This window comes from Streptomonospora litoralis (genome assembly GCF_004323735.1).
Classification (GTDB): domain Bacteria; phylum Actinomycetota; class Actinomycetes; order Streptosporangiales; family Streptosporangiaceae; genus Streptomonospora; species Streptomonospora litoralis.
The window spans coordinates 4,136,350-4,162,265 of the sequence record NZ_CP036455.1 but is presented as its reverse complement, the minus strand read 5'-3'; the positions used below and the strand labels follow the sequence as shown (position 1 = coordinate 4,162,265).

Genomic DNA, 25,916 nt, shown 5'->3' with positions numbered 1-25,916 from the left:
TATTTTCGCATCGTTCGGGATGCATCGGATAAGGAGTCCACATGTCGCCATCCCCCTGGCCGTTCCGATCCCGCCGTCTCCGCCCCCGCGGATTCGGCGTCGCCCTCGCGGGTGCGGCAGCCATGGTCGCGGCGAGCGTCCTCGCCCCGGCCGCGGCCGCCGATTCCGCCTCCGACGACGTCACCACCAGCGATAATGTCGTCCACCTGGCGAATCTTCCCAAGGAAGGCCCGTTCGCCTCGTACGGCGCCTTCAATTCCGATCTCGCCTTCACCGGCGACTACGCCATCGACGGCAACTACAACGGCTTCATGATCTACGACATCTCCGAGCCGGAATCGCCGCAGGTGGTCAGCCAGGTACTGTGCCAGGGCGGCCAGGGCGACGTCTCGGTGAGCGGCGACCTGCTCTACTTCTCCGTGGACTACCCGCGCGCCGGCCAGGACTGCGGCGCCCCCGCCGCCACGCCCGCCGACGCCGACGCGTTCGAGGGCATCCGGATCTTCGACATCTCCGACAAGTCGCAGCCGAAGTACGTGTCGGCCGTGGCCACCGACTGCGGCTCGCACACCAACACGCTCGTTCCCGGGGGCCGCGGCACCGACTACGTCTACGTGTCGTCCTACTCGCCGTCGGAGGACTACCCGAACTGTCAGCCGCCGCACGACAAGATCTCGATCATCAAGGTCGACAAGGACGATCCCGCCTCGGCCGCGGTGGTCAACGAGCCGGTGCTCTTCCCCGACGGCGGCAACGAGGACCAGGACAGCCTGCTGCTGCCCACTACCGGCTGCCACGACATCACCGTGCTGCCGCGCAAGGACATCGCGGCGGGCGCCTGCATGGGCGACGGGGTCCTCATGGACATCCGCGACCCCGCCGAACCGCGGGTGACCGAGCGCGTGACCGACGACAATTTCGCGTTCTACCACTCGGCCACCTTCAGCAACACCGCCAAGACGGTGATCTTCACCGACGAGCTCGGCGGCGGCGGCGCCCCCACATGCAACGAGGAGGTCGGCCCCAACCGCGGCGCCGACGCGGTGTACAGCCTCAAGGGCGGCAGGGGCAACCCGCGGCTGAAGTTCGAGAGCTACTTCAAGATCGACCGCCACCAGGCCGACACCGAGAACTGCGTCGCCCACAACGGCTCGCTTATCCCGGTGCAGGGCAAGGACTACTTCGTGCAGTCCTGGTACCAGGGCGGGGTCTCGATCATCGACTTCAACGACCCCGAGAACCCGCGCGAGATCGGCTACTTCGACCGCGGTCCGCTCAGTGACGAGGAGCTGCGGATCGGCGGCTCCTGGTCGGCCTACTACTACAACGGCCACGTCTACTCCTCCGACATCCAGCAGGGCTTCGACGTGCTCAAGTTGGATGACCGCAGGCTGGAGCGGGCCGAGAAGGTCGAATACGACCAGTTCAACCCGCAGAGCCAGCCGCGCTACCACCCCGGGCGCAACCGCTAGGCGCGCATCACCGGCGGCCGGCCCGCCGTCCCCGTCCGCGGGGCGGCGGACCGGCCGCCGCGTGCGGTGCGGCGGGGAATCGCGTGCCCGGCACCGGCACCGCGCCCGGGTGAGTAGGGTGGGCGTGTGTGCACCCAGAACCACCGGAAACGCCGTGAGTGAGCCCGGGATCCGCGAACAGTACGAGCGTGCCGTCGCCGAGATCACCGCCCGCAGGGTCGAGACCGACATCGATCCCTCGACCGAGCGGATCCGCGCCCTGATGGACCTGCTGGGCGAACCCCAGCGCGGCTATCGGACCATCCACATCACCGGCACCAACGGCAAGACCTCTACAGCGCGCATGATCGACGCGCTGCTGCGCGAGCGCCACCTGCGGGTCGGCCGCTACACCAGCCCCCACCTGCGCACCATGCGCGAGCGGGTGGTGCTCGACGGCGAACCGGTCTCCGAGCAGCGCTTCGTCGAGGCCTACGAGGACATCCGGCCCTACGTCGAACTGGTCGACGCCTCCCACGAGATCCCGCTGTCCTTCTTCGAAGTGTTGACGGGGATGGCCTACGCCCTCTTCGCCGACGCCCCGGTCGACGTCGCGGTCATCGAGGTCGGCATGGGCGGCACCTGGGACGCCACGAACGTGGTCGACGCCGACGTCGCCGTCGTGACGCCGATCGCCGTCGACCACACCGAGTTCCTGCCCGACACCGTCGAGGGCATCGCCGAGGAGAAGGCGGGCATCATCAAGCCCGACTCCATCGCCGTCCTCGCACAGCAGCCGCTGGCCGCCGCCGAGGTGCTGATGCGCCACGTCTCCGAGATCGGCGCGCGGGTGGCGCGCGAGGGCCTGGAGTTCGGCGTCGCCCAGCGGGGGATCGCCGTGGGCGGGCAGCAGTTCTCGCTGAAGGGCCTGCGGGGCGGCTACGAAGGGCTGTTCCTGCCGATGTTCGGCGCCCACCAGGCGGGCAACGCCGCAGTGGCCGTGGCCGCGGTCGAGGCGTTCGCCGGTCCGGGCGAGGCGGAGGACCGCCTCGACCCCGAAATCGTCTCCGAGGCGCTGGCCGGAGTCGAATCGCCGGGGCGCCTGGAGATCCTGCGGACCTCGCCTACCGTGCTGGTGGACGCCGCGCACAACCCGGCCGGGATGGCGGCGACGGTGGAGGCCGTCCAGGAGGAGTTCGGCTTCGTCCGCCTCGTCGGGATCCTCGCCATCATGGCCGACAAGGACGTCGAAGGCATCCTGGAACCGCTGGAGCCCGTGCTCAGCGAGGTCGTCATCACGCGCAACTCCGCGGAGCGCAGCCTCTCGCCCGAGGAGCTGCGGGACTTCGCCGAACCGGTCTTCGGCGCCGACCGGGTGCACGTGCACGAGCGTCTCGACGACGCCATCGACGCCGCCGTCGCGCTCGCCGAGTCCGACGGCGAGCCCAGCGGCACCGGCGTGCTCATCACCGGTTCGGTCGTCACCGCCGGCGACGCCCGCCACCTGATCAAGGGGGAGTGAGCATGCGCCGGATGTGCGCGGTGGTGCTGGCGATCGAGTTCGTCGTCATCGGGCTCGCGGTGCCCGTCGCAATCCAGATCGCGGGGATTCCCGCGCCGGTCGCCGGCGGGGTGTGGGGCGGTCTGGCGGTCGCCGCGCTGGCGCTGTCGGCGCTGCAGCGCTTCACCTGGGCCTACTACGCGGGCTGGGTGCTGCAGGCGGCGTTTCTGATCAGCGGATTCGTGGTGCCGGGACTGGCGATACTGGGCGTGGTCTTCCTGGCGCTGTGGGTCTCGGCCGTACTGCTGGGGCGGCGCACCGACGCCCAGGACGCGGCCCGGGAGCGGGCTGAGCAGGAGTAGAACGGGGCCTCCCGGGGCCGGTCCATCCCGGCGATCGTGTCCGAAGCCGCCGCGGAGCGGCGCCGGATGCAGGCGAACGCCGCGATCGCATTCGGCGAACCGGGGAGGCCGCCATCGGGCCGCGGCGGCAGTCGACTGCGGCCGGTTGCGCGCGGTCGACCCGGGTCGGGCTGCTGCGCTCGGGCCGCGGGCACCCGGACGAAGCGATAGGGTGACCACGGCCGGTCGGCCGTTTCCGCCGCCTCTCGGGCGCACCGCAGTGTCGGCCCTGCCCGACCCTCCCTATTCTTTCGACTCTTGCACCGACTGCCGAGGAGTGACACCACCGTGGAGCGCACCCTTGTCCTGATCAAGCCCGACGGCGTGCGGCGCAGCATCGTCGGCGAGACCATCTCCCGCATCGAGCGCCGGGGCCTGCGGATCGTCGCGATGGACCTGCGCACGCTAGAGGCCGACACCGCCAAGATCCACTACGAGGAGCACGCCGAGCGCCCGTTCTTCGGGTCGCTGGTCGAGTTCATCACCGGCGGGCCGCTGGTGGCCATGGTGGTCGAGGGCGAGCGCGCCGTCGAGGCGTTCCGCGCGCTGGCCGGCGCCACCGACCCCGTCGCCGCCACTCCGGGGACCATCCGCGGCGACTACGCCCTGGAGGTCCAGCAGAACATCGTGCACGGGTCGGACTCCACCTACTCCGCCGAGCGCGAGATCAAGCTGTTCTTCCCCGATCTCGGGGCCTGAGCGGCTCCCGCTCCCTCCTCGCGCCGGGCGATGCCCGGCGCTTTTTTGGTGTCCGGGGAGCTGATCGATTCGGAGTGTTTGCGTAACCGAGAGTGGTGCCGGAGTTACGATACGGGTACTGGATCCACATCCGTACTGGAACGAGTCCGTATTGACCGCCCCGTGGGGGCCTCACCCGTTTGGTGCCGCTGAGGACGCTTCATGACCAATAACCTCGCCTTTCTGGGCCGCGATATGGCGGTCGACCTCGGGACAGCCAACACACTCGTCTACGTCCGCGGACGCGGGATCGTGCTCAACGAACCCTCAGTGGTCGCGTTGAACTCCGCCACCGGCAAGATCGTCGCGGTGGGCATCGAGGCCAAGCAGATGATCGGCCGCACGCCCAGCAACATCACCGCGGTGCGGCCGCTGAAGGACGGCGTCATCGCCGACTTCGAGATCACCGAGCGCATGCTGCGCTACTTCATCCAGAAGATCCACCGACGCCGCCACTTCGCCAAACCGCGCATCATCGTCGCCGTGCCCAGCGGCATCACCTCCGTAGAGCACCGGGCGGTCAAGGAGGCCGGATACCAGGCGGGCGCGCGGCGCGTCTACATCATCGAAGAACCGATGGCCGCGGCGATCGGCGCCGGGCTGCCCGTGCACGAGCCGACCGGCAACATGGTCGTCGACATCGGCGGCGGCACCACCGAGGTCGCGGTCATCTCCATGGGCGGCATCGTCACCTCCCAATCCATCCGGACGGGCGGCGACGAACTCGACCAGGCCATCATGACCTTCGTCAAGAAGGAGTACTCGCTGATGATCGGCGAGCGCACGGCCGAGGAGCTCAAGGTCGCCATCGGTTCGGCGTTTCCCACCAAAGGCGAGGAGCTGCATGCCGAGGTGCGCGGGCGCGACCTGGTCAGCGGGCTGCCCAAGACCGTCGTGATGTCGGCGGCCGACGTCCGCCAGGCCATCGAGGAACCCGTCACCGCAATCGTCGACGCGGTGCGCACCACGCTCGACAAGTGCCCGCCCGAACTCTCCGGTGACGTCATGGACCGCGGCGTCGCCGTCACCGGCGGCGGCGCCCTGCTCGCCGGACTGGACGGCCGGCTGCGCCACGAGACCGGCATGCCCATCCACGTCGCCGAGAACGCGTTGGACTCCGTGGCCGTGGGATCGGGCACCTGCGTGGAGAACTACGAGCGGCTCAGCCAGGTCCTCGTCCCCGAGCGGCGGCGCTGAGATGCGGCGCGACGGTTCCCGGCCGCGCCTGGTCGTGGGCCTCCTCGCCGCGGTCTCGCTGGTGCTGGTGGTCCTGGACTCCCGCGCGGGAGCCAACCCGGTCACCAGCGCCGCGCGGACGGTCGGCGAGGCGGCCTTCCATCCGGTCGCCGCGGGGGTCTCCGCCGCGGGAGCCCCGATCACCGGCGTGTTCTCCGCGCTGGCCGCCGCGCCGGGTGCGGCCGAGCGCATCGACGAACTCGAACGGCGCAACGACGAACTGCGGGCCCGACTGCGCGACCGGGGCCGCGACGCCGACCGCGCGAAACGGCTGCGCGAGCTGCTCCAGCTGGCGGGGGCGGGCGGCTACGAGATCGTGCCCGCCCAGGCGGTGACCAGGGTGACGGCGCGCGGCTTCTCCGACACCGTCACCCTCGACGTCGGCCGCGACGACGGTGTCCGCCGGAACATGACCGTGGTCGCCGGCGACGGCCTGGTGGGCCGCGTGGTGCAGGCCGGGGCCGCCACCGCGACGGTGCTCCTGGTGACCGACCGCTCGTCGGCGGTGGGCGCACGGCTGGAGGATTCCGAGGAGATCGGCGTGGCCGAAGGCGCGTCGTCGGGCATCGGCGACGGCGAGCCGCTGCGCTTCGAGCTGATGAGCGCCGACGCCCGGATGCGCAAGGGCCAGCGCATCGTCACGCTGGGCTCGCACAACAGCACCCCGTTCGTCCCCGGGGTGCCCATCGGAACCATCACTTCGGTCGACGACACGCCGGGACGGCTGACCCGCACGGGTCACGCCGAGCCCGCCGTCGACTTCGGTTCGCTAGACGTCGTGGGGGTCATCGTGGCCGGACCCGAGGGTGACCCCCGCGACTCCCTCCTGCCCGATCCGCCGCGCGAGGCACCGGGAGCGGAGGACGGCGAGGACGCGCCCGACGCCGAGCGGCCAGAGGCGCCCAGGCCCTCCGAGGGTTCCGCGGGCTCCGGCGAGGGCGACGGCGGGGGAGGCGGCCGCGGTGGAGCCGGCGACGGCGGCGGCTCCACACAGGAGTCCGCCGACGACTCAGGTGGAGAGGACCGATGATGAAGACGACGGTCTCCGCGCTGCTCGTGGCGGGGGCGGTGCTGCTGCAGGCCGCGGTGGTCAACCGGCTGCCGCTGCCGTGGGGACTGGCCCCCGACCTCGTGCTGCTCGCGGTCGCCGGGGTCGCGCTGTGGTCCTCGACCACCACGGCGGCGGTCTCCGGCTTCGCCGCGGGCCTGGCGGTCGACACGCTTCCCCCGGCCGACCACGAGATCGGCCGTTCGGCCCTGCTGCTGTGCCTGGCCGGTTACCTGCTCGCCGCGATCCGCGACTCCGAAGTCCACCGGGGTCTTGGCCCCTACCTGGCGGCCGCCGTCGCCGCGCTCGGCGTGGCCGGGGGATTCGCCGTCATCGGCCTGGTTCTGGGCGACCCTCGTTCGGTGCTGCCCGAGGCCCTGTGGGCCGTGCTGGGCAGCACCGGGATGACCGTGCTCGTCAGCCCCGCGGTACTGGGGCCGGTCACCTGGGTGATGCGCCGGCTCTCCCACCACTCGCGCGGCGACCTGCCCGCGCCGTGGCTCGCCGCGAACGGAGGTGTCAGGTGAGACGGCTGCGCAGGCGGCGGATACTGAGCGGTCGTCGCCACCGGAGCGACCTGCCGGGCGCCGATCCGGCGGCGCCGGGCATCCGTGCCCACGGGCGGCGGCGCGGAAGCGTGCTGGCCGTTCAGCTGCTGGTGATGGCCCTGTTCGCGGCGCTGACCGCCCGCATGTGGTACATGCAGGTCCCCATGGCCGAGCACTACCACGAGTTGGCGCTGGCCAGCCACACCCAGAAGCTCATCGTGCCCGCCCTGCGGGGCCGGATTCTCGACTCTCACGGCCGCCCGCTGGTGCGCAACCGCACCGAGCTGACCGTCACCGCCGATTTCCACACCCTGCTCAACCAGGACGACGACGGCGCCGCGGTGCTGCGCCGCGTCGCCGAGCTGCTCGACCAGCCGTTCGAGAAGCTGCAGAAGCGGGTGCGGCTGTGCGGTCCCGAAACCGGCCGCCCGTGCTGGCAGGGCTCTCCTTACCAGCCCATTCCGCTGGCCGAGGACATCGACCCGCGGGTCGCGCTGCAGATCAGAGAACGCAAGAGCGAGTTCCCCGGAGTCTCCGCCCAGCAGATGGCGGTGCGTGAATACCCCAACGGAGACCTCGCCGCACAGATGCTCGGCTACCTTCAGCCCATCACCCAGGAGGAGTTCGAGGCACGCGAGGAGCTGCGCGCGGAGTTCAGCGGCGTGGACCGGGTGGGCCGCGACGGTCTGGAGGCCGTCTACGACGATCGGCTGCGCGGCGACTCCGGCTCCCGCGTCCTGGCCGTCTCCAGCCGGGGCGACGTGCGCGGCACCGTCCGGGCTACCCCGCCCGAGCCGGGGATGCACCTCGTCACCACCATCGACACCGAGGTGCAGCAGATCACCGAGGACGCGCTGAAGAGCGCTGTGGAGAAAGCCCAGAAGCAGGGCAAGCCGACCGAGTCGGGCGCGGCAGTGGTGCTGGACGTACGCACCGGACGGGTCATCGCCATGGCCAGCCTGCCCACTTACAACCCCGAGGTGTGGAACGGCGGCATCGACGCCGAAACCTACGAGAAGCTGCTCAGCGAGGACGCCGGCGAACCGCTGATCTCACGCGCGCTGCAGGGCCGGTTCCCGCCGGGCTCCACCTTCAAGCCCACCACTCTGGCCGCCGCGGTGGAGAGCGGCGCCGCTTCGCTCGACGGCTCCTACAGCTGCCCGGGCTCGATCGGCCTGGCGGGCCGCTCCTGGCAGAACTTCGCGGGCGGCGGGTACGGCACGATCAGCCTGCGCAAGGCCATCGTCGTCTCCTGCAACACCGTGTTCTACCAGCTTGGCAACGACATGTACCACCGGTTCCGCAAGAGCGACTCCAAGCAGAGCCGCAGGGACCCCGTCTCCGCGATGGCGCACGGCTTCGGCTACGGAGAGCCCACCGGCATCGACCTGCCGCACGAGTCCGGCGGGCGCCTCCCCGACCGCCAGTGGAAGCGGGAGTACTGGCAGGACACCCGCGAGCACAGCTGCAAGATGGCCGAGCGGGGCTACGACGACGTCCGCGAGGAGAACCCGTCCCGCGCGGCCTACCTGGAGAAGCTCGCCCGGGAGCACTGCCTCGTCGGCGACGAGTGGGGTGCGAGCGACGCCATCAACCGCTCCATCGGCCAGGGCGACATGCTGGTCACGCCGCTGCAGCTGGCCCGCGCCTACGCCGCCATCGCCAACGGCGGGACCGTCTACGAGCCGCGGGTAGCCCGCGCGTTTCTCTCCGCCGACGGCAAGGGGGTCGAGGAGGTCGAACCCGTGAAGGCCGGAGAGTTGCCGATGAGCGACCGCACCCTGAACTACATCCAGAGTGCGTTGACCAAGGTGCCCAAGGACGGCACCGCGGCGTTCGCCTTCGAGGGATTCCCGCAGGGCGAGGTGTCCATCGCCGGCAAGACCGGTACCGCCGCGATGCAGGGCCGCGAGGACTCCGCCTGGTTCGCCTCCTACGCCCCCGCCGACGACCCGCAGTACGCGGTGGTGGCGATGATCCCGCAGTCGGGCACCGGCGGAGTCAACGCCGCCCCCGTCGTGCGCAAGATCTACGAGGGCATCTACGGCTTCGCGCCGTCCGGCGGCGGGCAGGGAGGCGACTCCGGCGGCTCCGCACCGACCGAGCCCGCCCTGCCCGGGGGTGAGCCGCCCACGGCGCTGCCCAGCGTCCGCCCGGACGGCTCCATCGCGCCTCCCGACGACAACTGACGACCGCTGGCGGTAGCCGATGACCACCCTTCCCAGTCCGAACCCGGGCCCGCCGAGTCTGGCCGACCGCGCCGGGCGGCTCCTCGCGGACTCGGCCCCGCGCCGGCTCGATTGGCCGATGCTGCTCGCCCTCGCCGCGCTGTCGGCGATCGGCACGCTGCTGGTGTGGTCGGCCACCTACGACCCGGCCGACCCGGGCAACGCGCTCGGCCACGTCGAGCGGCAGGTGATGCACCTTGCGGTGGCCGCCGTCGCGATGCTGGTGGCGGCGGCGGTGGACTTCCGCGTCTCGCGCGCCTACGCGCCCATCCTCTACCTGCTGGCCGTGCTGGGGCTGGTGCTGGTGTTGACGCCGCTGGGCGAGACGATCAACGGATCGCGGTCCTGGCTGGTCCTGGGCGGACTGCAGATGCAACCGGGGGAGATCGCCAAAGTGGGCCTGGTCCTGGCCGTGGCGATGCTCCTCGGCGAGCCCCGCGACGGCGAGTTCGCCCCCACCACCCGCGACGTCCTCTTCAGCCTCGCGGTGCTGGCGGCGCCGCTGGGGCTGATCCTGGCCCAGCCCGATCTGGGCACGGCCATGGTCCTCACCGGAACCTACCTGGGCATGCTCGCCCTGTCGGGGGCCCCGCTGCGGTGGGTGGCGGGGCTCGTCGGCGGGGGCCTGCTGGCGGCTTTCAGCGTGTGGTGGTTCGGCCTGCTCAAGGATTACCAGGTCGAGCGCTTCACCACCTTCGTCAACCCGGGCGCCGATCCCCGCGGTATCGGATACAACGCCAACCAGTCGATGATCGCGGTGGGCTCGGGCGGCTTCAACGGCGCCGGCCTGTTCCAGGGTGAGCACACCCGCGGCCGGTTCGTGCCCGAGCAGCACACCGACTTCATCTTCACCGTGGCGGGGGAGGAGTTGGGGTTCGTGGGCGGCGCGGTGATCATCGGGCTGATCGCGTTTCTGCTGTGGCGGATCCTGCGCGTGGCCGCCCGCTGCGAACAGCCCTACGCCCGCATGCTGTGCATCGGCGCGGCCGCCTGGCTGGGTTTCCAGAGCGCGGTGAACATCGGCATGACACTGGGAGTCGCCCCGATCACCGGCATCCCGCTGCCGTTCGTGTCCTACGGCGGCACGGCCGCCATAGCCAACATGGTCATGGTGGGGCTGGTCCTCAACGTGCACGCGCGCGAACGCGGCGTCCACTGACCCGGGAGCCGGAGTCCGCCGCGCTGTCGGGCGGGGCCTCTCGGGCCCTGCGGTCGGCGGGGCTCGAGTGGTGGCTAAGCTGGGGAAGCTCAGCAGGACATTCCGCGACAGCCGACGCAGGGGAACGACCATGCCCATCGAAAGCGTGTTCTCGCAGCTGGAGGCCCTGCTTCCACGCGTGCAGAAACCCGTCCAGTACGTCGGGGGCGAACTCAACTCCGTCGTGGGCGACTGGGACGAAGCCGAGGTCCGCTGGGCGCTGATGTACCCCGACGCCTACGAGGTGGGCGCGCCCAACCAGGGCGTGCAGATCCTCTACGAGGTCCTCAACGAGCGTGCAGGGGTCCTGGCCGAGCGTACCTACGCCGTTTGGTCCGACCTGGAGCAGCTGATGCGCGAGCACGGCGTGCCCCAGTTCACCGTGGACGCCCACCGGCCGGTGGGCGCATTCGACATGCTCGGCATCAGCTTCGCCAGCGAGATGGGCTATACCAACATGCTCACGGCGCTGGACCTCGCAGGCATCCCGCTGCACGCCGCCGACCGCACCGACGACCACCCTGTGGTGCTGGGCGGCGGCCACGCGGCGTTCAACCCCGAACCCGTCGCCGACTTCCTGGACGCGGCCGTGCTCGGCGACGGCGAGGAGATCGCGCTGGCCGTTTGCGAGGTCGTCCGGGAATGGAAGCGCGAAGGGTGCCCCGGCGGCCGCGACGGGCTGCTGCTGCGCCTGGCCGAAGGCGGCGGGGTGTATGTGCCCCGCTTCTACGACGTCGACTACCACGACGACGGGCGCATCGCCGCCTACACGCCCAACCGCGCGGGCGTGCCCCACAGCGTGCAGAAGCACACGGTCATGGACCTCGACAAGTGGCCGTACCCGAAGGACCCGATCGTGCCGCTGGCGGAGTCGGTGCACGAACGCTACAGCGTGGAGATCTTCCGCGGCTGCACCCGCGGCTGCCGCTTCTGCCAGGCCGGGATGATCACCCGTCCGGTGCGCGAGCGCAGCAAGGAGACCGTCACGCAGATGGTCGAGCAGGGTGTGCGTTCGTCGGGATTCCAGGAGGTCGGGCTGCTCTCGCTGTCCAGCGCCGACCACAGTGAGATCGGCGACATCGCCAAGGGGCTGGCGGACCGCTACGAGGGCACCAACACCGGCCTGTCGCTGCCGTCCACGCGAGTGGACGCGTTCAACATCGACCTGGCCAACGAGCTGACCCGCAACGGGCGGCGCTCGGGGCTGACGTTCGCCCCCGAGGGCGGCAGCGAGCGGATGCGCCGGGTCATCAACAAGATGGTCACCGAGCAGGACCTGATCCGCACCGTCACCGCCGCCTACGCGGCGGGCTGGCGCCAGGTCAAGCTGTACTTCATGTGCGGACTGCCGACCGAGCAGGACGAGGACGTACTCGCCATCGCCGAGTTGGCCAAGGAGGTCATCCGCACCGGGCGCGAGGTCACCGGACGCACCGACATCCGCTGCACCGTCTCCATCGGCGGGTTCGTGCCCAAACCGCAGACCCCGTTCCAGTGGGCGGGCCAGACCCCCTACGAGGTGGTCGACGCGCGGCTGCACAAGCTCAAGGCCGAGCTGCGCTCGGACCGCCGATACGGCAAGTCGATCGGCCTGCGCTACCACGAGGGCAGGCCCTCGATCATCGAGGGGCTGCTCTCCCGCGGCGACCGGCGCGTGGGCCGGGTGGTCGAGGAGGTGTGGCGCGCCGGCGGACGCTTCGACGGCTGGAGCGAGCACTTCTCTTATGAGCGCTGGCGCGAGTGCGCCGAGAAGGCACTGGCCGACGAGCCGGTCGACCTGGACTGGTTCACCGTTCGCGAGCGCCGCGAGGACGAGGTGCTGCCCTGGGACCATCTCGACGCGGGACTCGACCGCGGGTGGCTGTGGCAGGACTGGGAGGACTCGCTGCACGGGGACGAGTCCGTCGAGGTCGACGACTGCCGGTGGACCCCCTGCTACGACTGCGGGGTGTGCCCCACGATGGGCACCGAGATCCAGATCGGTCCGAGCGATCCGGGCCGGTCGCTGCCGCTGACGGTGCTCTGAGGCCGCCGGGCGTGTGCCGGGCTCGTCGCTCAAGGGCGAGAGGGATGGGTATGGCCCGGCGCCCCGCTCGCGCCGGGCCATACGTGATGTAGGACGGGCCGGTGGCGCGGATGGTTGGCATCCGTGCGGGATTTCTTTGAAGAAATTTCTACTCGGAGTGTCGTTGCAGGTCACAGTGTCGCTCTGGTGTCCGGTGGGTGTCGCGGGGGTCGCGATCGAAGCCGGTCGAACGCTTTTCAACCGGTCGGCGGGCGGGAACAGCACATACGTGGGTGATCCAGTACGGAGTACGTGTTCATCGGGTCATCCGCCCACCGGTCCGCTGCGGCCGAGCGGCCATCGAACCCCGTTCCGATGGCGCACGCTCCTTGGAGCGCACCGTACGCTGAAGTAAGACGTGAATCTCCCAGGTGGGTGAGTCAGGGAGGAATCGACTCGCCGGCCGGGGAGTTACCGAGGAAAGGAGAGACGCTGCCCCCCGCACCTGAGGGCACCACCGAACCCTCCACCGGACGACCCGGACCGCGAATGCGAGTCCGCTACACCAAGCGCGGCAGGATGCGGTTCGCGAGCCATCGCGACATCGCCCGTGCGCTGGAGCGGGCGCTGCGCCGGGCCGGTGTCCCCGTCGCGTTCTCAGCGGGGTTCACGCCGCACCCGAAGCTCTCCTACGTCAACGCCGCCCCCACCGGGGTGGCAAGCGAGGCGGAGTACTTCGAGATCACGCTGGCCGAGCCCGTTGCACCCGACGAGGTCCGTGTCCGGCTCGACGGCGCCATGCCCGACGGGCTCGACGTCGTCGAGGTCGTAGAGGCCGCACCGGGGGGTCTGGCCGACCGCCTGCAGGCCTCGGAGTGGCTGGTGGAACTGCCCGGCGTCGACCCCGACGACGCCGCGGAGGCGGTGGCCGCATTCGACGCGGCAGATACCGTCGAGGTGGAGCGGCTCACCAAGAAGGGCCGCCGCCGCTTCGACACCCGTGCGGCCGTCCTCCATCTCCGGGTGGACGGGCGCGCCACAAGGGGCCGAGACGAGACATATGCCATACTTCGGATGGTTGTACGGCACACGACACCTGCCGTCCGACCGGACGACGTGGTCAACGGCCTTCGCCGGGTGGCCGACCTCGCGCCGCTGTCATCGCCTGTGATGACCCGGCTGGCGCAGGGGCCGCTCGGCGGTGCTCCCGACGCGATCGCCGATCCGCTCGCCGCGGATGTCCAGGCCGATCCGGCAGGAAGCACGGTGGAGACACCGCGGCCGACCCCGCCCGCGCGGAGCTCTGCGGATGAGTGAGCTCCACAGGGGACGCGGGCGACCCGAAACGACTTTGCCCCGGCCAGCCCCGAACCGGCTGCCGGCGCCGACATAGCGACAACAGTCCGCGCGCGCAGCGGCCGCGGCCCCGCGCCGACGCCGCGCCCGAGGACTTGACGGGAGAACGCCCGGATGCTCGACAACGAGCCCGACAGCGGTGCCGAAAGCACCGAGGGCACAACTGAAACCACACAGACACCCGCCGCACCGGCGACGACGTTCGCACCACCGCAAGAGAGCGAAGTCAAGGTCAGCGGGCCGGCGCGGCGCGGCGGAGCCCTGCGTTCGGCGGGTCCGCCGCCCGAGCCCGAGCCCGTCGAACCGACCGACGGACCCCTGACCACCGTCGCCGGCCAGCCGACGCTGGAGGACACCTCCCCCGGCGACACCGCGCCCGACGGCGGCGCCCGCCAGGAGCCCGGCGACGCGGAGGAGGCCGAGGAGGCCGAGGAGGCCGCGCCCAAGCGGCGCAGCCGAGCCCGGAGCACCCGCCGCACCGCTGCACCCGCACAGGCCGACGGCGGCGACTCCGCTCCGGAACGCGCCGAGGACTACACCAACACCGCCGATTCCGCAGCCTCCGCCGACGACACCTCCGTCGCGCCGGAGGCCGTCGGTGCCGCCGCATTCCAGTCGCCGATGGTGCTGTTCCAGCCGCCGGTCGCCCCGGCGCAGCCGGCTGCGCGCGCACACAGCAACGGATCGGCGGCGCCGGCGGAGGCGGAGCCGGAGCACGCCGCCTCCGCACAGACCGAGGAGGCCGCCGAGTCGGCCGCCGAAGAGGACACCGAGACCGACGACGAGCGTCCCTCGCGCCGCCGCCGGCGCCGCGGAGGGCGCGGGCGCGGGCGTGCCCGAACCGGCGAGGACGAGGCCGAGGACACCCAGGCCGCGGAGTCCGAGGGCGGCACCGAGCGCGCCCCAGAGGACTCGGCTGCCGCAGCCGAGGAGGACTCCGGCGAGGGCGAGCCGGGCGAGGGCGGGAGCCGTCGCCGCCGCCGCCGTCGGCGCCGCACCGGCGGGGACGGCGAGGAGGCTGCGGGCCAAGGCCAGGACGATCCGCCCAACACCGTCGTCAAGGTGCGCGAACCGCGTAGCGGCAAGACGCCCGAGGACGAGGTTCAGGCCGTCAAGGGCTCTACTCGCCTGGAGGCCAAGAAGCAGCGCCGCCGCGAGGGCCGCGAGCAGGGGCGCCGCCGCGCGCCCATCATCACCGAGTCGGAGTTTCTGGCCCGGCGCGAGTCGGTCAAGCGCGACCTGGTCGTCCGGCGCACCGGCGAACGCACCCAGATCGCGGTGCTGGAGGACGATGTCCTCGTCGAGCACTACGTCGACCGGGCCACGCACAAGTCCTACGTCGGCAACGTCTACCTCGGCCGGGTGCAGAACGTGCTGCCGTCGATGGAGGCCGCCTTCGTCGACATCGGCAAGGGCCGCAACGCCGTGCTCTACGCCGGCGAGGTCAACTGGGACGCCTCGGGCATGGAAGGCCAGCCCAAGCGCATCGAGTCCGTGCTCAAGTCCGGGCAGTCGGTGCTCGTGCAGGTCACCAAGGACCCGCTGGGTCACAAGGGCGCGCGGTTGACCAGCCAGATCAGCCTTCCCGGCCGCTACCTGGTCTACGTACCCGACGGCTCGATGACCGGCATCAGCCGCAAGCTGCCCGATAAGGAGCGCACGCGGCTCAAGCAGATCCTGAAGAAGGTCATGCCCGAGAACGCCGGCGTCATCGTGCGCACGGCGGCCGAAGGCGCCAGCGAAGAGGAGCTGGAGCGCGACATCTCCCGGCTGGCCAAGCAGTGGGACTCCATCAAGCGCAAGTCGCGCTCGGCCAGCGCGCCCGCGCTGCTCAACAGCGAGCCCGACCTGACGGTGCGAGTCGTGCGGGACGTCTTCAACGAGGACTTCTCCAGTCTGGTCGTCTCCGGCGACGAAGCCTGGGACACCGTCCACGACTACGTCGACTACGTGGCGCCGCACCTGTCGGAGCGGCTCTCGCATTGGACCGACGAGCGCGACGTCTTCGCCGCCTACCGCATCGACGAGCAGATCGCAAAGGCGCTGGAGCGCAAGGTCTGGCTGCCCAGCGGGGGCTCGCTGATCGTCGACCGCACCGAGGCGATGACCGTGGTCGACGTCAACACCGGCAAGTTCACCGGCCAGGGCGGCAACCTGGAGGAGACGGTCACCAAGAACAACCTGGAGGCAGCCGAGGAGATCGTGCGCCAGCTGCGGCTGCGCGACATCGGCGGCATCATTGTGATCGACTTCATCGACATGGTGCTGGAGAGCAACCGCGACCTGGTGCTGCGCCGGCTGCTGGAATGCCTGTCACGCGACCGCACCAAGCACCAGGTGGCCGAGGTCACCTCGCTGGGCCTGGTGCAGATGACCCGCAAGCGGGTGGGTCAGGGCCTGCTGGAGGCGTTCTCGCACAGTTGCGAGTACTGCGGCGGTCGGGGCCTGACGGTCTCCACCGAGCCGGTGGGCGGCCCCAAGTCCAACGGCGGCGGCAGCGCAAGCGGCGGCGGCCGCAAGAAGAAGGGCAAGGGCGACAAGGACCGGACCGAGCAGCCGCAGGCGGAGCCAGCCGAGCCCGAGCCCGACGCCGCGTCGGATGCGGCCGATCTGGAGCCCGCCGCGGGCGCCGCCGGCGCGGCGGCGGCCGAGGACCTCACCGAGGAGGAGGCCGCCCCGGCCAAGGGCAAGCGGTCCGGCACCAAGTCCGCGGGCAAGTCCGCAGGCAAGTCCGGCACCAAGTCCGCGGGCCGGAAGACCACCCGCCGCACCAAGAAGGACGCCGCCGCGGCGGCCGAGTCCGAGGCCGCCGACGCCGCGGACTCCTCGGGCGAGAAGACCGGTGAGCCGCCGGCCGAGGCGGCGGCCGCCCAGGAGCCCGCGTCGGGTTCCGGCGAGCAGGGCGAGGGCGGCGACGAGCCGTCCGAGGCCGAGAACTCCGCCGAGCAGCGCCCCCGGCGGCGCCGCACGCGGCGGACCAAGACCGCGGCGTCCGCCGAGTCGGCGGTGGCCGAGGCGACCTGAGCGGCGTACCCGCCGCCGCTGCGCGGGCCGCACCGGGAGACGGGGCGGCCCGCGCAGCCCTCGCGCGGACCCGCGGCGTGCCGCGCCCCGTCCCACCGGTGGTAACCTAGAAGGCGGTGCGTCGGCGCGCCCCTATCGTTCGCGCGCCCGAGACCTACTTCTCGACCTTGCGCCTCCGCGAGCGAGCGCGCGGGTCGAAGGTCGATTTTGAGCGCATTTCCTTCCCCGCTCCGGCGGGGCTGGTCCAACGAGCAGGAAGAGAGTTCCCGGTGTACGCGATCGTGCGAGCGGGCGGCCGACAGGAGAAGGTGGCTGTCGACGACGTTCTGAACATCGACAGGGTCTCCGACGAGACCGGCGCCACGCTGACATGGGAGCCGCTGCTTGTCGTCGACGACGGCAAGGTCATCAGCGACGTCTCGGAGCTGAGCGGCTACTCCGTCACCGCCGAGGTGGTCGGCGACGCCAAGGGCCCCAAGATCAACATCATGAAATACAAGAACAAGACCGGCTACAAGAGGCGCATGGGCCACCGCCAGAAGTACACCCAGGTGCGCGTCACCGGTATCGCTTCGAACAACAAGAAGTAGGGGAGGGGCGCGAGATGTCCACCAAGAAGGGTGCTTCGAACAGCAAGAACGGCCGCGATTCCAACGCGAAACGGCTCGGTGTCAAGCGCTTCGGCGGCCAGGCCGTCAACGCCGGCGAGATCCTCGTCCGCCAGCGCGGCACCCGCTTCCACCCCGGCGACAACGTCGGCATCGGCGGTGACGACACCCTGTTCGCGCTGGTCGCGGGCCAGGTGGAGTTCGGCAAGCGGCGCGGCCGCAAGGCCGTGAACATCGTCCCGGCCCCGGCACCGGCTCCTACCGAGTAGGCCCGGCGGCGGAGACGCATACGCGTAAGGCGGGCCAGTCGGGCTGGGACTGGCCCGCCTTACGCATGTTACGAGCGGAGACGGGCCGCCGCGGCGGCGTTCCAGCGGGCGCGCCGGGCGGCGCATAGGCTGGTTGAGCAGGGATCGGCACGGGAGAGGTACACATGCCTGACTTCGTCGACGAAGCGGTCTTGCACATCAAGGCCGGTGACGGCGGGCACGGCTGCGCCTCCGTGCACCGCGAGAAGTTCGTACCGCTGGGCGGGCCCGACGGCGGCAACGGCGGCGACGGCGGCGACGTCGTGCTGGAGGTCGACCGCAACACCGCCACCCTGCTGGAGTACAAGCGCCGCCCGCACCGCCGAGCCCGCAACGGCGCGCCCGGCCAGGGCGGCCACCGCTCCGGGGGCGAGGGTGCCGACACCGTGCTGCCCGTGCCCGACGGCACCGTGGTGCTCGACTCGGCGGGCGAGGTGATCGCCGATCTGGTCCGGCCCGGTACCCGGCTCGTCATCGCTCGCGGCGGCAACGGCGGACTGGGCAACGCCGCCCTGGCCTCTCCCAAGCGCAAGGCCCCCGGATTCGCGCTCAAGGGCGAACTCGGCGAGGCGGTCGACGTGCGCCTGGAGATCAAGGCCATCGCCGACGTGGGCCTGGTCGGTTTCCCCAGCGCCGGCAAGTCCTCGCTGATCGCCGCGCTGTCGGCGGCCCGCCCCAAGATCGCCGACTACCCCTTCACAACGCTCATCCCCAACCTCGGCGTGGTCGAGGCCGGCGCCACCCAGTTCGTGGTGGCCGACGTCCCCGGCCTGATCCCCGGCGCCAGCGAGGGCAGAGGGCTGGGGCTGGCGTTCCTGCGCCACGTCGAGCGCTGCTCCACGCTGGTGCACGTCCTCGACTGCGCGACCTTCGAACCCGGCCGCGATCCTGTCAGCGACCTCGACGCGATCGAGGCGGAATTGGCCGCCTACGGAGAGGCCGCCGGAGTCGACCTCTCCGACCGCCCGCGCCTGGTGGTGCTGAACAAGATCGACGTGCCCGACGGCCGGGAGCTGACCGAGATGGTCGCCCCGATGTTGCACGAACGCGGCCTGCAGGTGTTCGAGGTCTCCGCCGCGACACGCGAAGGGCTGAGCGAACTCTCCTTCGCCATGGCCGAGCTGGTCGAGGCAGGGCGCGCGGCCCGCCCCGAGCCCGAGCCGAGCCGCATCGTGCTGCGTCCCCGGGAGATCGGCGAGGCCCCCTTCGAGGTCGTCCCGCTGGGCGGCAACACGTTCCGGGTGCGCGGCGGCAAACCCGCGCGCTGGGTGCGCCAGACCGACTTCTCCAACGAGGAGGCAGTGGGCTACCTCGCCGATCGGCTGAACCGGCTCGGCATCGAAGCCGCACTCGCCGAGGCCGGGGCCGACGAGGGAGCAGAGGTCTACATCGGCGACGAGGAGGACTCCGTGGTCTTCGACTGGGACCCGACGGTCGACACCGAGACCACACCGATCGGCCCGCGCGGCACCGACTCCCGGCTGGGTTGAGGCCGTCCGGGGCGCGGCAGGCGCCCCCGGACGGATCCCAGTGCCGCGCGGGGTATGCGGTGGCCCAGCCGCCGATACGTCCGATACCCATGGAAAGAAGTGCGACGTGCGCAACGCACCGTCAGAACCGTCATCGTCGGAAGGGAACGACGCGCCGACCGGGCGCACCGAGGTGACCGGGGCCGCCCGGGTCGTGGTCAAAGTCGGGTCCTCCTCGCTGACCGCGCCGGAGGGCACTATCGACCGCGAGCGGATCGGTGAGTTGGCCGACGTCCTCGCCGAGCGCCGCGCCGCGGGCACCGAGGTGGTGCTCGTCTCCTCGGGAGCCGTCGCGGCGGGCATCGTGCCGATGGGGCTGGCCCGGCGCCCGCGCGATCTCGCGACCCAGCAGGCCGCGGCCAGTGTCGGCCAAGGCCTGCTGATCGCCCACTACACCGCTGCGCTCGCCCGCCACGGGCTCACCGCCGCCCAGGTGCTGCTCACCGTCGAGGACATGATCCGCCGCGTCCAGCACCGCAACGCCCAACGCACGCTGCGCCGGCTACTGGACATCGGGGCCATGCCGATCGTCAACGAGAACGACACGGTGGCTACGCACGAGATCCGCTTCGGCGACAACGACCGCCTCGCCGCGCTGGTCGCCCACCTGGTCCGCGCCGATGCGCTGGTGCTGCTCTCCGACGTCGACGCCCTCTACGACGGCAACCCCGCACGGCCGGATGCGCGGCGCATCGGCTATATCGCCGACCCGGCCGACCTCGACGGCGTCGACATCGGCAGCGCCGGGCGGCGCGGGGTCGGTACCGGCGGCATGGTGACCAAGGTGGCGTCGGCGCGCATCGCGACGGAGGCGGGTGTACCCACCGTGCTGACGTCGGCGTCCAACGCGCGCGCGGCGCTGGCCGGCGAGGGCGTGGGCACCCTGTTCGCGGCCCGTGCGCGCCGCCGGCCCTCCACCCGGCAGCTGTGGTTGGCGCATGCCACGGCGGCGCGCGGCAGCCTCGTGCTGGACCCGGGCGCGGTGCGCGCGGTCGCGGGCGGGCGGGCGTCGCTCCTGCCGGCCGGCGTGGTCAAGGTGGAGGGCGACTTCTCCGCCGGTGACCCCGTCGACCTGCGCGACGAAGCGGGCGCGGCGATCGCCCGCGGCCTGGTGAACTACGACGCCGGCGAGATCCCGGACTTGATGGGACGCTCCACCCGTTGGCTGGCACGCGAACTGGGGCCGGAATACGAGCGCGAGATCGTGCACCGGGACGACCTGGTGCTGCTGGCGGGGGCCCGCGCATAGCGGTGCCGATGGCGCGGAGCGGCGACGGGGGCCGGCCTCGCTCGCCCGGTCGCTCCGGCCGCCGTACTGGGACGCGGTCGGCGTGCCGCCCCGGCGGCGGTCCCCGCGGACAGTAAGGTGGTAGGGATGAGGCCCACCACACACGAGTTCGACACGGAGCTGCGCCACGACGGCCGCGTCGTCACGCTGGGAGCGGTGACCTACCGGGGGCGCACCGTGCTGCAGCCGGGACCGGACCGCTTCGCCCCGCTGCGGCGGTGGGCCCGGGACGTGGCCGAGCAGCTGGGCGGGCCGGTGACATGGCGGGCCAGCGCCGAGGGCCAGGTTGTCGACGAAGGCACAGTGCACCCCGCTGAGCGCGCCGTCGAGGAGGAGCCTGACCAGGCGTGCTGAGCGGGGCCACCTGCGCCCGCGGCGGGGATCGGCCGGGTCGGCCGTGCCGTGATTCCCGTGCCGTCGCCTTCGCTATGCCGTCGACCGGCGGCGGTTCAGAGCCTGCGAGCGCTCTCGGCTCCGCATTTGGAGCAGTGGAACTTCCGATCGCCTCCTAAGACCCAGTCGTGTTCTCCACCGTTGGGACATGCCGACATCGACACCACCTAAGCTCTCGACCGAGCAACCTGGCGCCGTCACGGTACCGGCTGGGCAACCGGCTTGTCCGGGAAACGGGCAAGCCCGCGGCGGCCCGTGGCGGCCCGCCCTCTCGGGGCCGCCAAGCCCCGGGCGGGCGGGCGCCGAGCGGATAGGCTGGAGACGTCACCCGCGATCCCCCGACTACCTGTGAAAGCGACCAGCACCATGAGCGATACCGAGCGCGAGGTCCGCGCCTGCGCGGAGCGCGCCCAAGACGCCGCGGCCGACCTCGCGCCGCTGAGCCGGGCCGTCAAGGACGAGGCGCTGCTGGCCATGGCCGACGCCCTGGTCACCGAGGCCGAGTCCGTCGTCGAGGCCAACCGCCAAGACGTCGAGCGCGCCCGCTCCGCCGGCGAGAGCGAGGCCGTGATCGACCGGTTGTCGCTGTCGGTCGAGCGCGTGGGCGCCATCGCCGACGCCGTCCGCGACATCGCCGAGCTGCCCGACCCGGTCGGCGAGGTGGTGCGGGGAGCGAGCCTGCCCAACGGACTGGAGCTGCGCCAGGTGCGGGTGCCGCTCGGCGTCATCGGCATCATCTACGAGGGCCGGCCCAACGTCACGGCCGACGCGGCCGCGCTGTGCCTCAAGAGCGGCAACGCCGCACTGCTGCGCGGCTCGTCCTCCGCGCGCTCGTCCAACCTGCGCATCGTCGAGGTGCTGCGCAGCGCGCTGCAGAAGACCGGGCTGCCCTTGGACGCCGTCCAGCTGGTGCCGGGGGCCGGGCGCGACTCCGCTCAAGCCCTGATGCGCGCCCGCGGCCTGGTCGACGTGCTCATTCCGCGCGGCGGCGGCTCGCTGATCCAGACGGTGGTCAGCGAGTCCACTGTGCCGGTGATCGAGACCGGCGAGGGCAACTGCCACGTCTACATCGACGAGTCCGCCGACACCGACATGGCGGTGTCGATCGCGGTCAACGCCAAGACGCAGCGGTGTTCGACGTGCAACACCGCCGAGACCCTGCTCGTGCACACCGCGGCGGCCGACCGGTTCCTGCCGCGGGTGCTCGGCGCGCTGCGGGACCTGGGTGTCACCGTGCACGGCGACGACCGGGTCGGCGGCTACGACGACGCCGTGGTGTCGGCGACCGAGGCCGACTGGACTGCCGAGTACCTTTCGGCGGACCTGGCGGTGAAGGTGGTCGACTCCCTGGACGACGCGATCGCCCATATCCGCCGCTACTCCACCAAGCACACCGAGGCCATCGTCACCGACTCCCAGGCGGCGGCCCGCAGGTTCGTCTCGCGGGTCGACGCCGCTGCGGTCATGGTGAACGCCTCCACGCGGTTCACCGACGGCGGCGAGTTCGGTTTCGGCGCCGAGATCGGGATCTCCACGCAGAAGCTGCACGCCCGCGGCCCGATGGGCCTGCCCGAGATGACCTCCACCAAGTACGTGGTCACCGGCGAGGGCCACCTGCGCTGACGCCGCCGCGCCGGACCCGCGTCCCGAGCGGGGCGCGGGGCCGGCCGCGGGCGTCGGTACGGGCGCCGCCGGCGCGGGGCGGCGCCCCGAGGCGGTGTCGGCCCTCCGGTGCGACCGGGCGGAGCGCTCAGGAAGCCGAGCCGGCGTTGTTGCTGTCGTTGCGCCGACCGCCGGCGCTCTTCCACCGCTCGGCGACGGAGTCGAAGATGCGCCCGCCGGTGTTGGCGGCGCTGCCGGCGACGTCGCGCAGCGTCCCCACCAGCGGGTCCTCCGAGCGCTCCCAGGACTCGCGGTAGGAGTTGGCCGCGTTGCGAGCCTCCTCGCCCACGGAGGCGTCCCTGTCGGAGTCGCGGCGCGGGTAGTCGCCGTCGAGGATGCGCTGGTAGGAACCGTCGTCGAGCCACCGGCTCAGCTCGGCCATGCGGATGACGGCGAAGGGATGGGTCTGGCCCATGAGGCTGAGCAGCTTGATCAGGCTGTCGCGGGCGTCGCCGCCGCGCTCGTATTCGCGGGCCTGCTCCATGAAGGAGTCGGGGTTCATCTCCGCGAGCCGGGAGCCGCCGGCCAGCTTCATCAGCGCCCGCTTGGCGGCGTCGGGGTTCTGCGCCGCCAGCACGCCCGCGCGGTCGCAGGAAAGCTCGGACTTGCGATACCACTCCTCCAGGGCGGTCACGATGGCCCGGATGCCGATGTAGCCCAGCGGGATCCAGGCGACGCGCGCGGCGAGGCGGATCAGCGCGAGCAGCATGGTGCGGTAGACGGCGTGGCCGGAGAGGATGTGGCCGACCTCGTGGCCGACGACGAACCGCTGCTCCTCGGGGTCGAGGAGGTCGAACAGCCCGGTGGTCATCACCATGAACGGCTTGCTGCTGCCGATGGCCATCGCGTTCGGCCGCGGGTTCATCTGGATGTAGAGCTCGGGGACCTCGTCGAGGTCGAGGATGTACGCGGCGTCGCGCACGTAGTTGTAGACCTCGGGGAACTGCTGCTCGTTCACCCGGACGGCGCTGGAGAGGAACATCAGGCGCAGGGCGCGTTCGTTGAACAGCCCGGACAGGCGCTTGAAGACCTCGTCGAAGCCCCGCAGCGACCGCAGCGCGACCAGGGCGCCGCGGTCTGCCGGATGCTCGTAGGCTCGGGAGCTTATGTTTTCGAGTCGGACGCGTGCGCGGTCTGGAGCGTTGGTGGTCATGTCGGCATGCTATGCGTCGGCCGTGCGCGATGCCACGATTCGCGCCATCGAGATATGACGCGATTTTCCCGGGGTGCCGGGTAGCGGTCCGGAGGTGGCCGGAGTCGGTCGATTAATCTCGGGATAGACCGGACAAAAGGCGAGGGCCGGTGCCGTGAACCCCCGGTTCGACGGTGATCGGCGACACGCAGGAAACGGAGCCTTACGTGCGCAACGAATCGGCGGGGGGCCTCTCCGGCGCGGAGCAGAGGCGCAGGAACCCGCGCCGCGTGGGCGTCATGGGCGGTACGTTCGACCCCGTCCACCACGGGCACCTGGTGGCGGCCAGCGAGGTCGCCCACCTGTTCCACCTGGACGACGTGGTCTTCGTGCCCGCGGGCCAGCCCTACCAGAAGGACCTCGCCCAGGTGACCTCGGCGGAGGACCGGTACCTGATGACGGTCATCGCCACGGCGGAGAATCCGCAGTTCAGCGTGAGCCGGATGGAGATCGACCGCGACGGACCCACCTACACCATCGATACGCTGCGTGAGATGCGCCAGCTCCACGGAACCGGTGTGGAGCTGTTCTTCATCACCGGCGCCGATGCCTTGGGCGCTATCCTGAGCTGGCAGAACGTGGACGAACTGTTTGAACTCGCGCATTTCGTAGGCTGTAACCGCCCCGGACACCGGCTCACCGACCCCGGTCTGCCCGACGGAAAGGTCAGCCTCGTGGAGGTCCCCGCCCTGGCGATCTCCTCCTCGGAGTGCCGGGAGCGCGTCCGCAAAGGCGAGCCCATCTGGTATCTCGTACCCGACGGCATCGTCCGCTACATCAACAAGACCGGGCTCTACCTCGACGACCCGACGGCGGGGTAGCTATCCGAGGGAGGCTGCTGCTACATCGTGTCCGCCACCGACCGGGCCGTGGGGCTCGTGAACATCGCCGCCGAGGCGGCCGCAGACAAGCTCGCCCAGGAGATCATCGCCTACGACGTCAGCGACCAGTTGGTGATCACCGACGCATTCGTGCTGTGCTCGGCGCCCAACGACCGACAGGTCCGCTCCATCGTCGAGGAGGTCGAGGACCGACTGCGCGACAAGGGGGGCGTCAAGCCCGTGCGCCGCGAGGGCGAGCGCGACGGCCGCTGGGTGCTGCTCGACTACGCCGACATCGTCGTGCACATCCAGCATGAGGAGGAGCGCGGGCACTACGGCCTGGAGCGGCTGTGGAAGGACTGCCCCCGGATCACGCTGCCCGAGTCCGCCCGCGGACAGGGGCGCGCCGGCGCCGACGGCGCGTGAGCCGGGGACGCCTCCGCCACGGGCGCGAGCACATCCGTTCGACCGGTCGGGAGGCCGCCCGTGACTGAGACCCGCCGAGTCGTGTGCTGGCGCCACGGCCAGACCGAGTGGAACGCCGAGAAGCGGTTCCAAGGCCAGACCGACATCGCACTCAACGAGCGCGGACTCGCTCAGGCGCGCCGTGCGGCGCCCCTGCTGGCGCGGCTGCGGCCCGACGCCGTCGTCTCCTCCGACCTGAGCCGCGCCGCCACCACGGCGCAGGTCCTCGGCTCGGAGACCGGGCTTGCCGTGACCCTGGACAAGGGTCTGCGCGAGCGCTTCGGCGGCGAGTGGGAAGGGCTCACCACCGCCGAGATCCGCGAGCGCTGGCCCGAGGAGGACGCCCGCATGGAACCGCCCGGCGGTGAGGACATCTCCGCTGTGGGGGAGCGGGTGCAGGACGCGATCGAGCGCGGGCTCGCGCTCGTTCCCGAGGACGGCCTGCTGGTGGTGGTGGGCCACGGCGCCGCGCTCCGCGCCGGTATCAACCGCATGCTCGGCCTGCCGCCGGACCGCCGCCAGGTGCTGGGGCCGCTGGGCAACTGCTCATGGTCGCTGCTGGGCCCGCTGCGCGCCGGCGGTTGGCGCCTGCTGGAGCACAACGCGGCGAGCCTGCCCGAGAAGCGCACGCTCAGCGACGACCGCTGAGCGTGCCGCGGGGCGGGGGTCCGGGTGTGTGGCGGCCCGCGGCCGGGCCGCGGGCCGCGGGCCGCCACACAAGCTCCCGTTTCGACGTGCGCGCCGGATTCCGCTACAGTCGGTACTGCCGCAGCGGAGACGCAGCGGTGTCCGACCAGGGGCTATGGCGCAGTTGGTAGCGCGCCTCCATGGCATGGAGGAGGTCTGGGGTTCGAATCCCCATAGCTCCACCCGCGGCAGAACGGCCCTGCCCACAAGCGCAGCTGGTGGGCAGGGC

The 25,916-nt window shown here is 71.5% G+C and carries 22 protein-coding genes and 1 tRNA gene; 22 read left to right on the top strand and 1 reads right to left on the bottom strand.

Features of this window, described 5'->3' with window-relative positions; all coding sequences use genetic code 11:
* Positions 1 to 41 precede the first annotated feature (41 nt).
* From EKD16_RS17505 to EKD16_RS17420, 18 genes are all read left to right on the top strand, one after another.
* Positions 42 to 1,472 carry an LVIVD repeat-containing protein gene (locus tag EKD16_RS17505; RefSeq protein WP_131099369.1) on the top strand — a complete coding sequence of 477 codons (1,431 nt, stop codon included), beginning with the start codon at positions 42 to 44 and terminating at the stop codon, positions 1,470 to 1,472.
* A 154-nt stretch (positions 1,473 to 1,626) separates the two neighbouring features.
* Positions 1,627 to 2,973 carry a bifunctional folylpolyglutamate synthase/dihydrofolate synthase gene (locus EKD16_RS17500; protein WP_242677023.1) on the top strand — a complete coding sequence of 449 codons (1,347 nt, stop codon included), beginning with the start codon at positions 1,627 to 1,629 and terminating at the stop codon, positions 2,971 to 2,973.
* A 2-nt stretch (positions 2,974 to 2,975) separates the two neighbouring features.
* Positions 2,976 to 3,314 carry a DUF4233 domain-containing protein gene (locus EKD16_RS17495; protein ID WP_131099367.1) on the top strand — a complete coding sequence of 113 codons (339 nt, stop codon included), beginning with the start codon at positions 2,976 to 2,978 and terminating at the stop codon, positions 3,312 to 3,314.
* A 327-nt stretch (positions 3,315 to 3,641) separates the two neighbouring features.
* The gene (gene ndk / locus EKD16_RS17490) at positions 3,642 to 4,052 is read left to right on the top strand and encodes a nucleoside-diphosphate kinase (RefSeq protein WP_131099366.1); all 411 of its coding nucleotides are present in this window, start codon (positions 3,642 to 3,644) and stop codon (positions 4,050 to 4,052) included.
* Positions 4,053 to 4,253: 201 nt separating this feature from the next.
* Positions 4,254 to 5,288 (top strand): rod shape-determining protein, encoded by a 1,035-nt coding sequence (locus tag EKD16_RS17485; protein WP_131099365.1) that lies wholly within the window; start codon positions 4,254 to 4,256, stop codon positions 5,286 to 5,288.
* A gap of 1 nt (position 5,289) precedes the next feature.
* A complete protein-coding gene (gene mreC, locus EKD16_RS17480) occupies positions 5,290 to 6,357 on the top strand; it encodes a rod shape-determining protein MreC (protein WP_131099364.1) in 1,068 nt (355 codons plus the stop codon).
* Positions 6,354 to 6,902: a rod shape-determining protein MreD gene (gene mreD, locus EKD16_RS17475; protein ID WP_242677022.1), complete on the top strand. Its 549-nt coding sequence runs from the start codon at positions 6,354 to 6,356 to the stop codon at positions 6,900 to 6,902. Before mreC ends, mreD begins: the two co-directional genes overlap by 4 nt.
* Positions 6,903 to 7,012: 110 nt before the next feature.
* Entirely contained in the window at positions 7,013 to 9,112 is a 2,100-nt protein-coding gene (mrdA, locus tag EKD16_RS17470) for a penicillin-binding protein 2 (RefSeq protein WP_131099363.1), read from the top strand.
* A 19-nt stretch (positions 9,113 to 9,131) separates the two neighbouring features.
* Positions 9,132 to 10,310 (top strand): rod shape-determining protein RodA, encoded by a 1,179-nt coding sequence (gene rodA / locus EKD16_RS17465; protein ID WP_131099362.1) that lies wholly within the window; start codon positions 9,132 to 9,134, stop codon positions 10,308 to 10,310.
* A gap of 130 nt (positions 10,311 to 10,440) precedes the next feature.
* Complete coding sequence (locus EKD16_RS17460) at positions 10,441 to 12,375, top strand: TIGR03960 family B12-binding radical SAM protein (protein WP_131099361.1); 1,935 nt, start codon at positions 10,441 to 10,443, stop codon at positions 12,373 to 12,375.
* Positions 12,376 to 12,933: 558 nt separating this feature from the next.
* A complete protein-coding gene (locus EKD16_RS17455) occupies positions 12,934 to 13,671 on the top strand; it encodes a TIGR03936 family radical SAM-associated protein (RefSeq protein ID WP_242677453.1) in 738 nt (245 codons plus the stop codon).
* A 153-nt stretch (positions 13,672 to 13,824) separates the two neighbouring features.
* Positions 13,825 to 16,734 (top strand): Rne/Rng family ribonuclease, encoded by a 2,910-nt coding sequence (locus EKD16_RS17450; RefSeq protein ID WP_131099359.1) that lies wholly within the window; start codon positions 13,825 to 13,827, stop codon positions 16,732 to 16,734.
* 269 nt (positions 16,735 to 17,003) lie between these two features.
* Positions 17,004 to 17,324: a 50S ribosomal protein L21 gene (gene rplU / locus EKD16_RS17445; RefSeq protein WP_131099358.1), complete on the top strand. Its 321-nt coding sequence runs from the start codon at positions 17,004 to 17,006 to the stop codon at positions 17,322 to 17,324.
* 14 nt (positions 17,325 to 17,338) lie between these two features.
* The gene (gene rpmA / locus EKD16_RS17440; protein WP_131099357.1) at positions 17,339 to 17,611 is read left to right on the top strand and encodes a 50S ribosomal protein L27; all 273 of its coding nucleotides are present in this window, start codon (positions 17,339 to 17,341) and stop codon (positions 17,609 to 17,611) included.
* A 164-nt stretch (positions 17,612 to 17,775) separates the two neighbouring features.
* On the top strand, positions 17,776 to 19,140 hold the full coding sequence (gene obgE / locus EKD16_RS17435; RefSeq protein ID WP_131099356.1) for a GTPase ObgE: 1,365 nt from the start codon (positions 17,776 to 17,778) through the stop codon (positions 19,138 to 19,140).
* 172 nt (positions 19,141 to 19,312) lie between these two features.
* Positions 19,313 to 20,428, top strand: a complete 1,116-nt coding sequence (proB, locus tag EKD16_RS17430) for a glutamate 5-kinase (RefSeq protein WP_207391587.1) — start codon at positions 19,313 to 19,315, stop codon at positions 20,426 to 20,428.
* Positions 20,429 to 20,554: 126 nt separating this feature from the next.
* Positions 20,555 to 20,821: a hypothetical protein gene (locus EKD16_RS17425; protein ID WP_131099354.1), complete on the top strand. Its 267-nt coding sequence runs from the start codon at positions 20,555 to 20,557 to the stop codon at positions 20,819 to 20,821.
* Between the two features lie 405 nt (positions 20,822 to 21,226).
* Positions 21,227 to 22,483 (top strand): glutamate-5-semialdehyde dehydrogenase, encoded by a 1,257-nt coding sequence (locus EKD16_RS17420; protein ID WP_131099353.1) that lies wholly within the window; start codon positions 21,227 to 21,229, stop codon positions 22,481 to 22,483.
* 127 nt (positions 22,484 to 22,610) lie between these two features.
* On the opposite strand, the gene EKD16_RS17415 is transcribed toward EKD16_RS17420, so the two are convergent.
* Positions 22,611 to 23,675, bottom strand: a complete 1,065-nt coding sequence (locus EKD16_RS17415; RefSeq protein ID WP_131099352.1) for a M48 family metallopeptidase — start codon at positions 23,673 to 23,675, stop codon at positions 22,611 to 22,613.
* A 206-nt stretch (positions 23,676 to 23,881) separates the two neighbouring features.
* On the opposite strand from EKD16_RS17415, the gene nadD reads away from it, so the two are divergent.
* The 4 genes from nadD (at position 23,882) to EKD16_RS17395 (ending at position 25,869) form a co-directional block, all read left to right on the top strand.
* Positions 23,882 to 24,535: a nicotinate-nucleotide adenylyltransferase gene (gene nadD, locus EKD16_RS17410; protein ID WP_131099351.1), complete on the top strand. Its 654-nt coding sequence runs from the start codon at positions 23,882 to 23,884 to the stop codon at positions 24,533 to 24,535.
* A gap of 27 nt (positions 24,536 to 24,562) precedes the next feature.
* Positions 24,563 to 24,961 (top strand): ribosome silencing factor, encoded by a 399-nt coding sequence (gene rsfS / locus EKD16_RS17405; protein WP_131099350.1) that lies wholly within the window; start codon positions 24,563 to 24,565, stop codon positions 24,959 to 24,961.
* A 60-nt stretch (positions 24,962 to 25,021) separates the two neighbouring features.
* Entirely contained in the window at positions 25,022 to 25,648 is a 627-nt protein-coding gene (locus EKD16_RS17400) for a histidine phosphatase family protein (protein WP_131099349.1), read from the top strand.
* A gap of 148 nt (positions 25,649 to 25,796) precedes the next feature.
* Positions 25,797 to 25,869: transfer RNA gene (locus tag EKD16_RS17395), tRNA-Ala, on the top strand.
* The last annotated feature ends 47 nt before the right edge of the window (positions 25,870 to 25,916 follow it).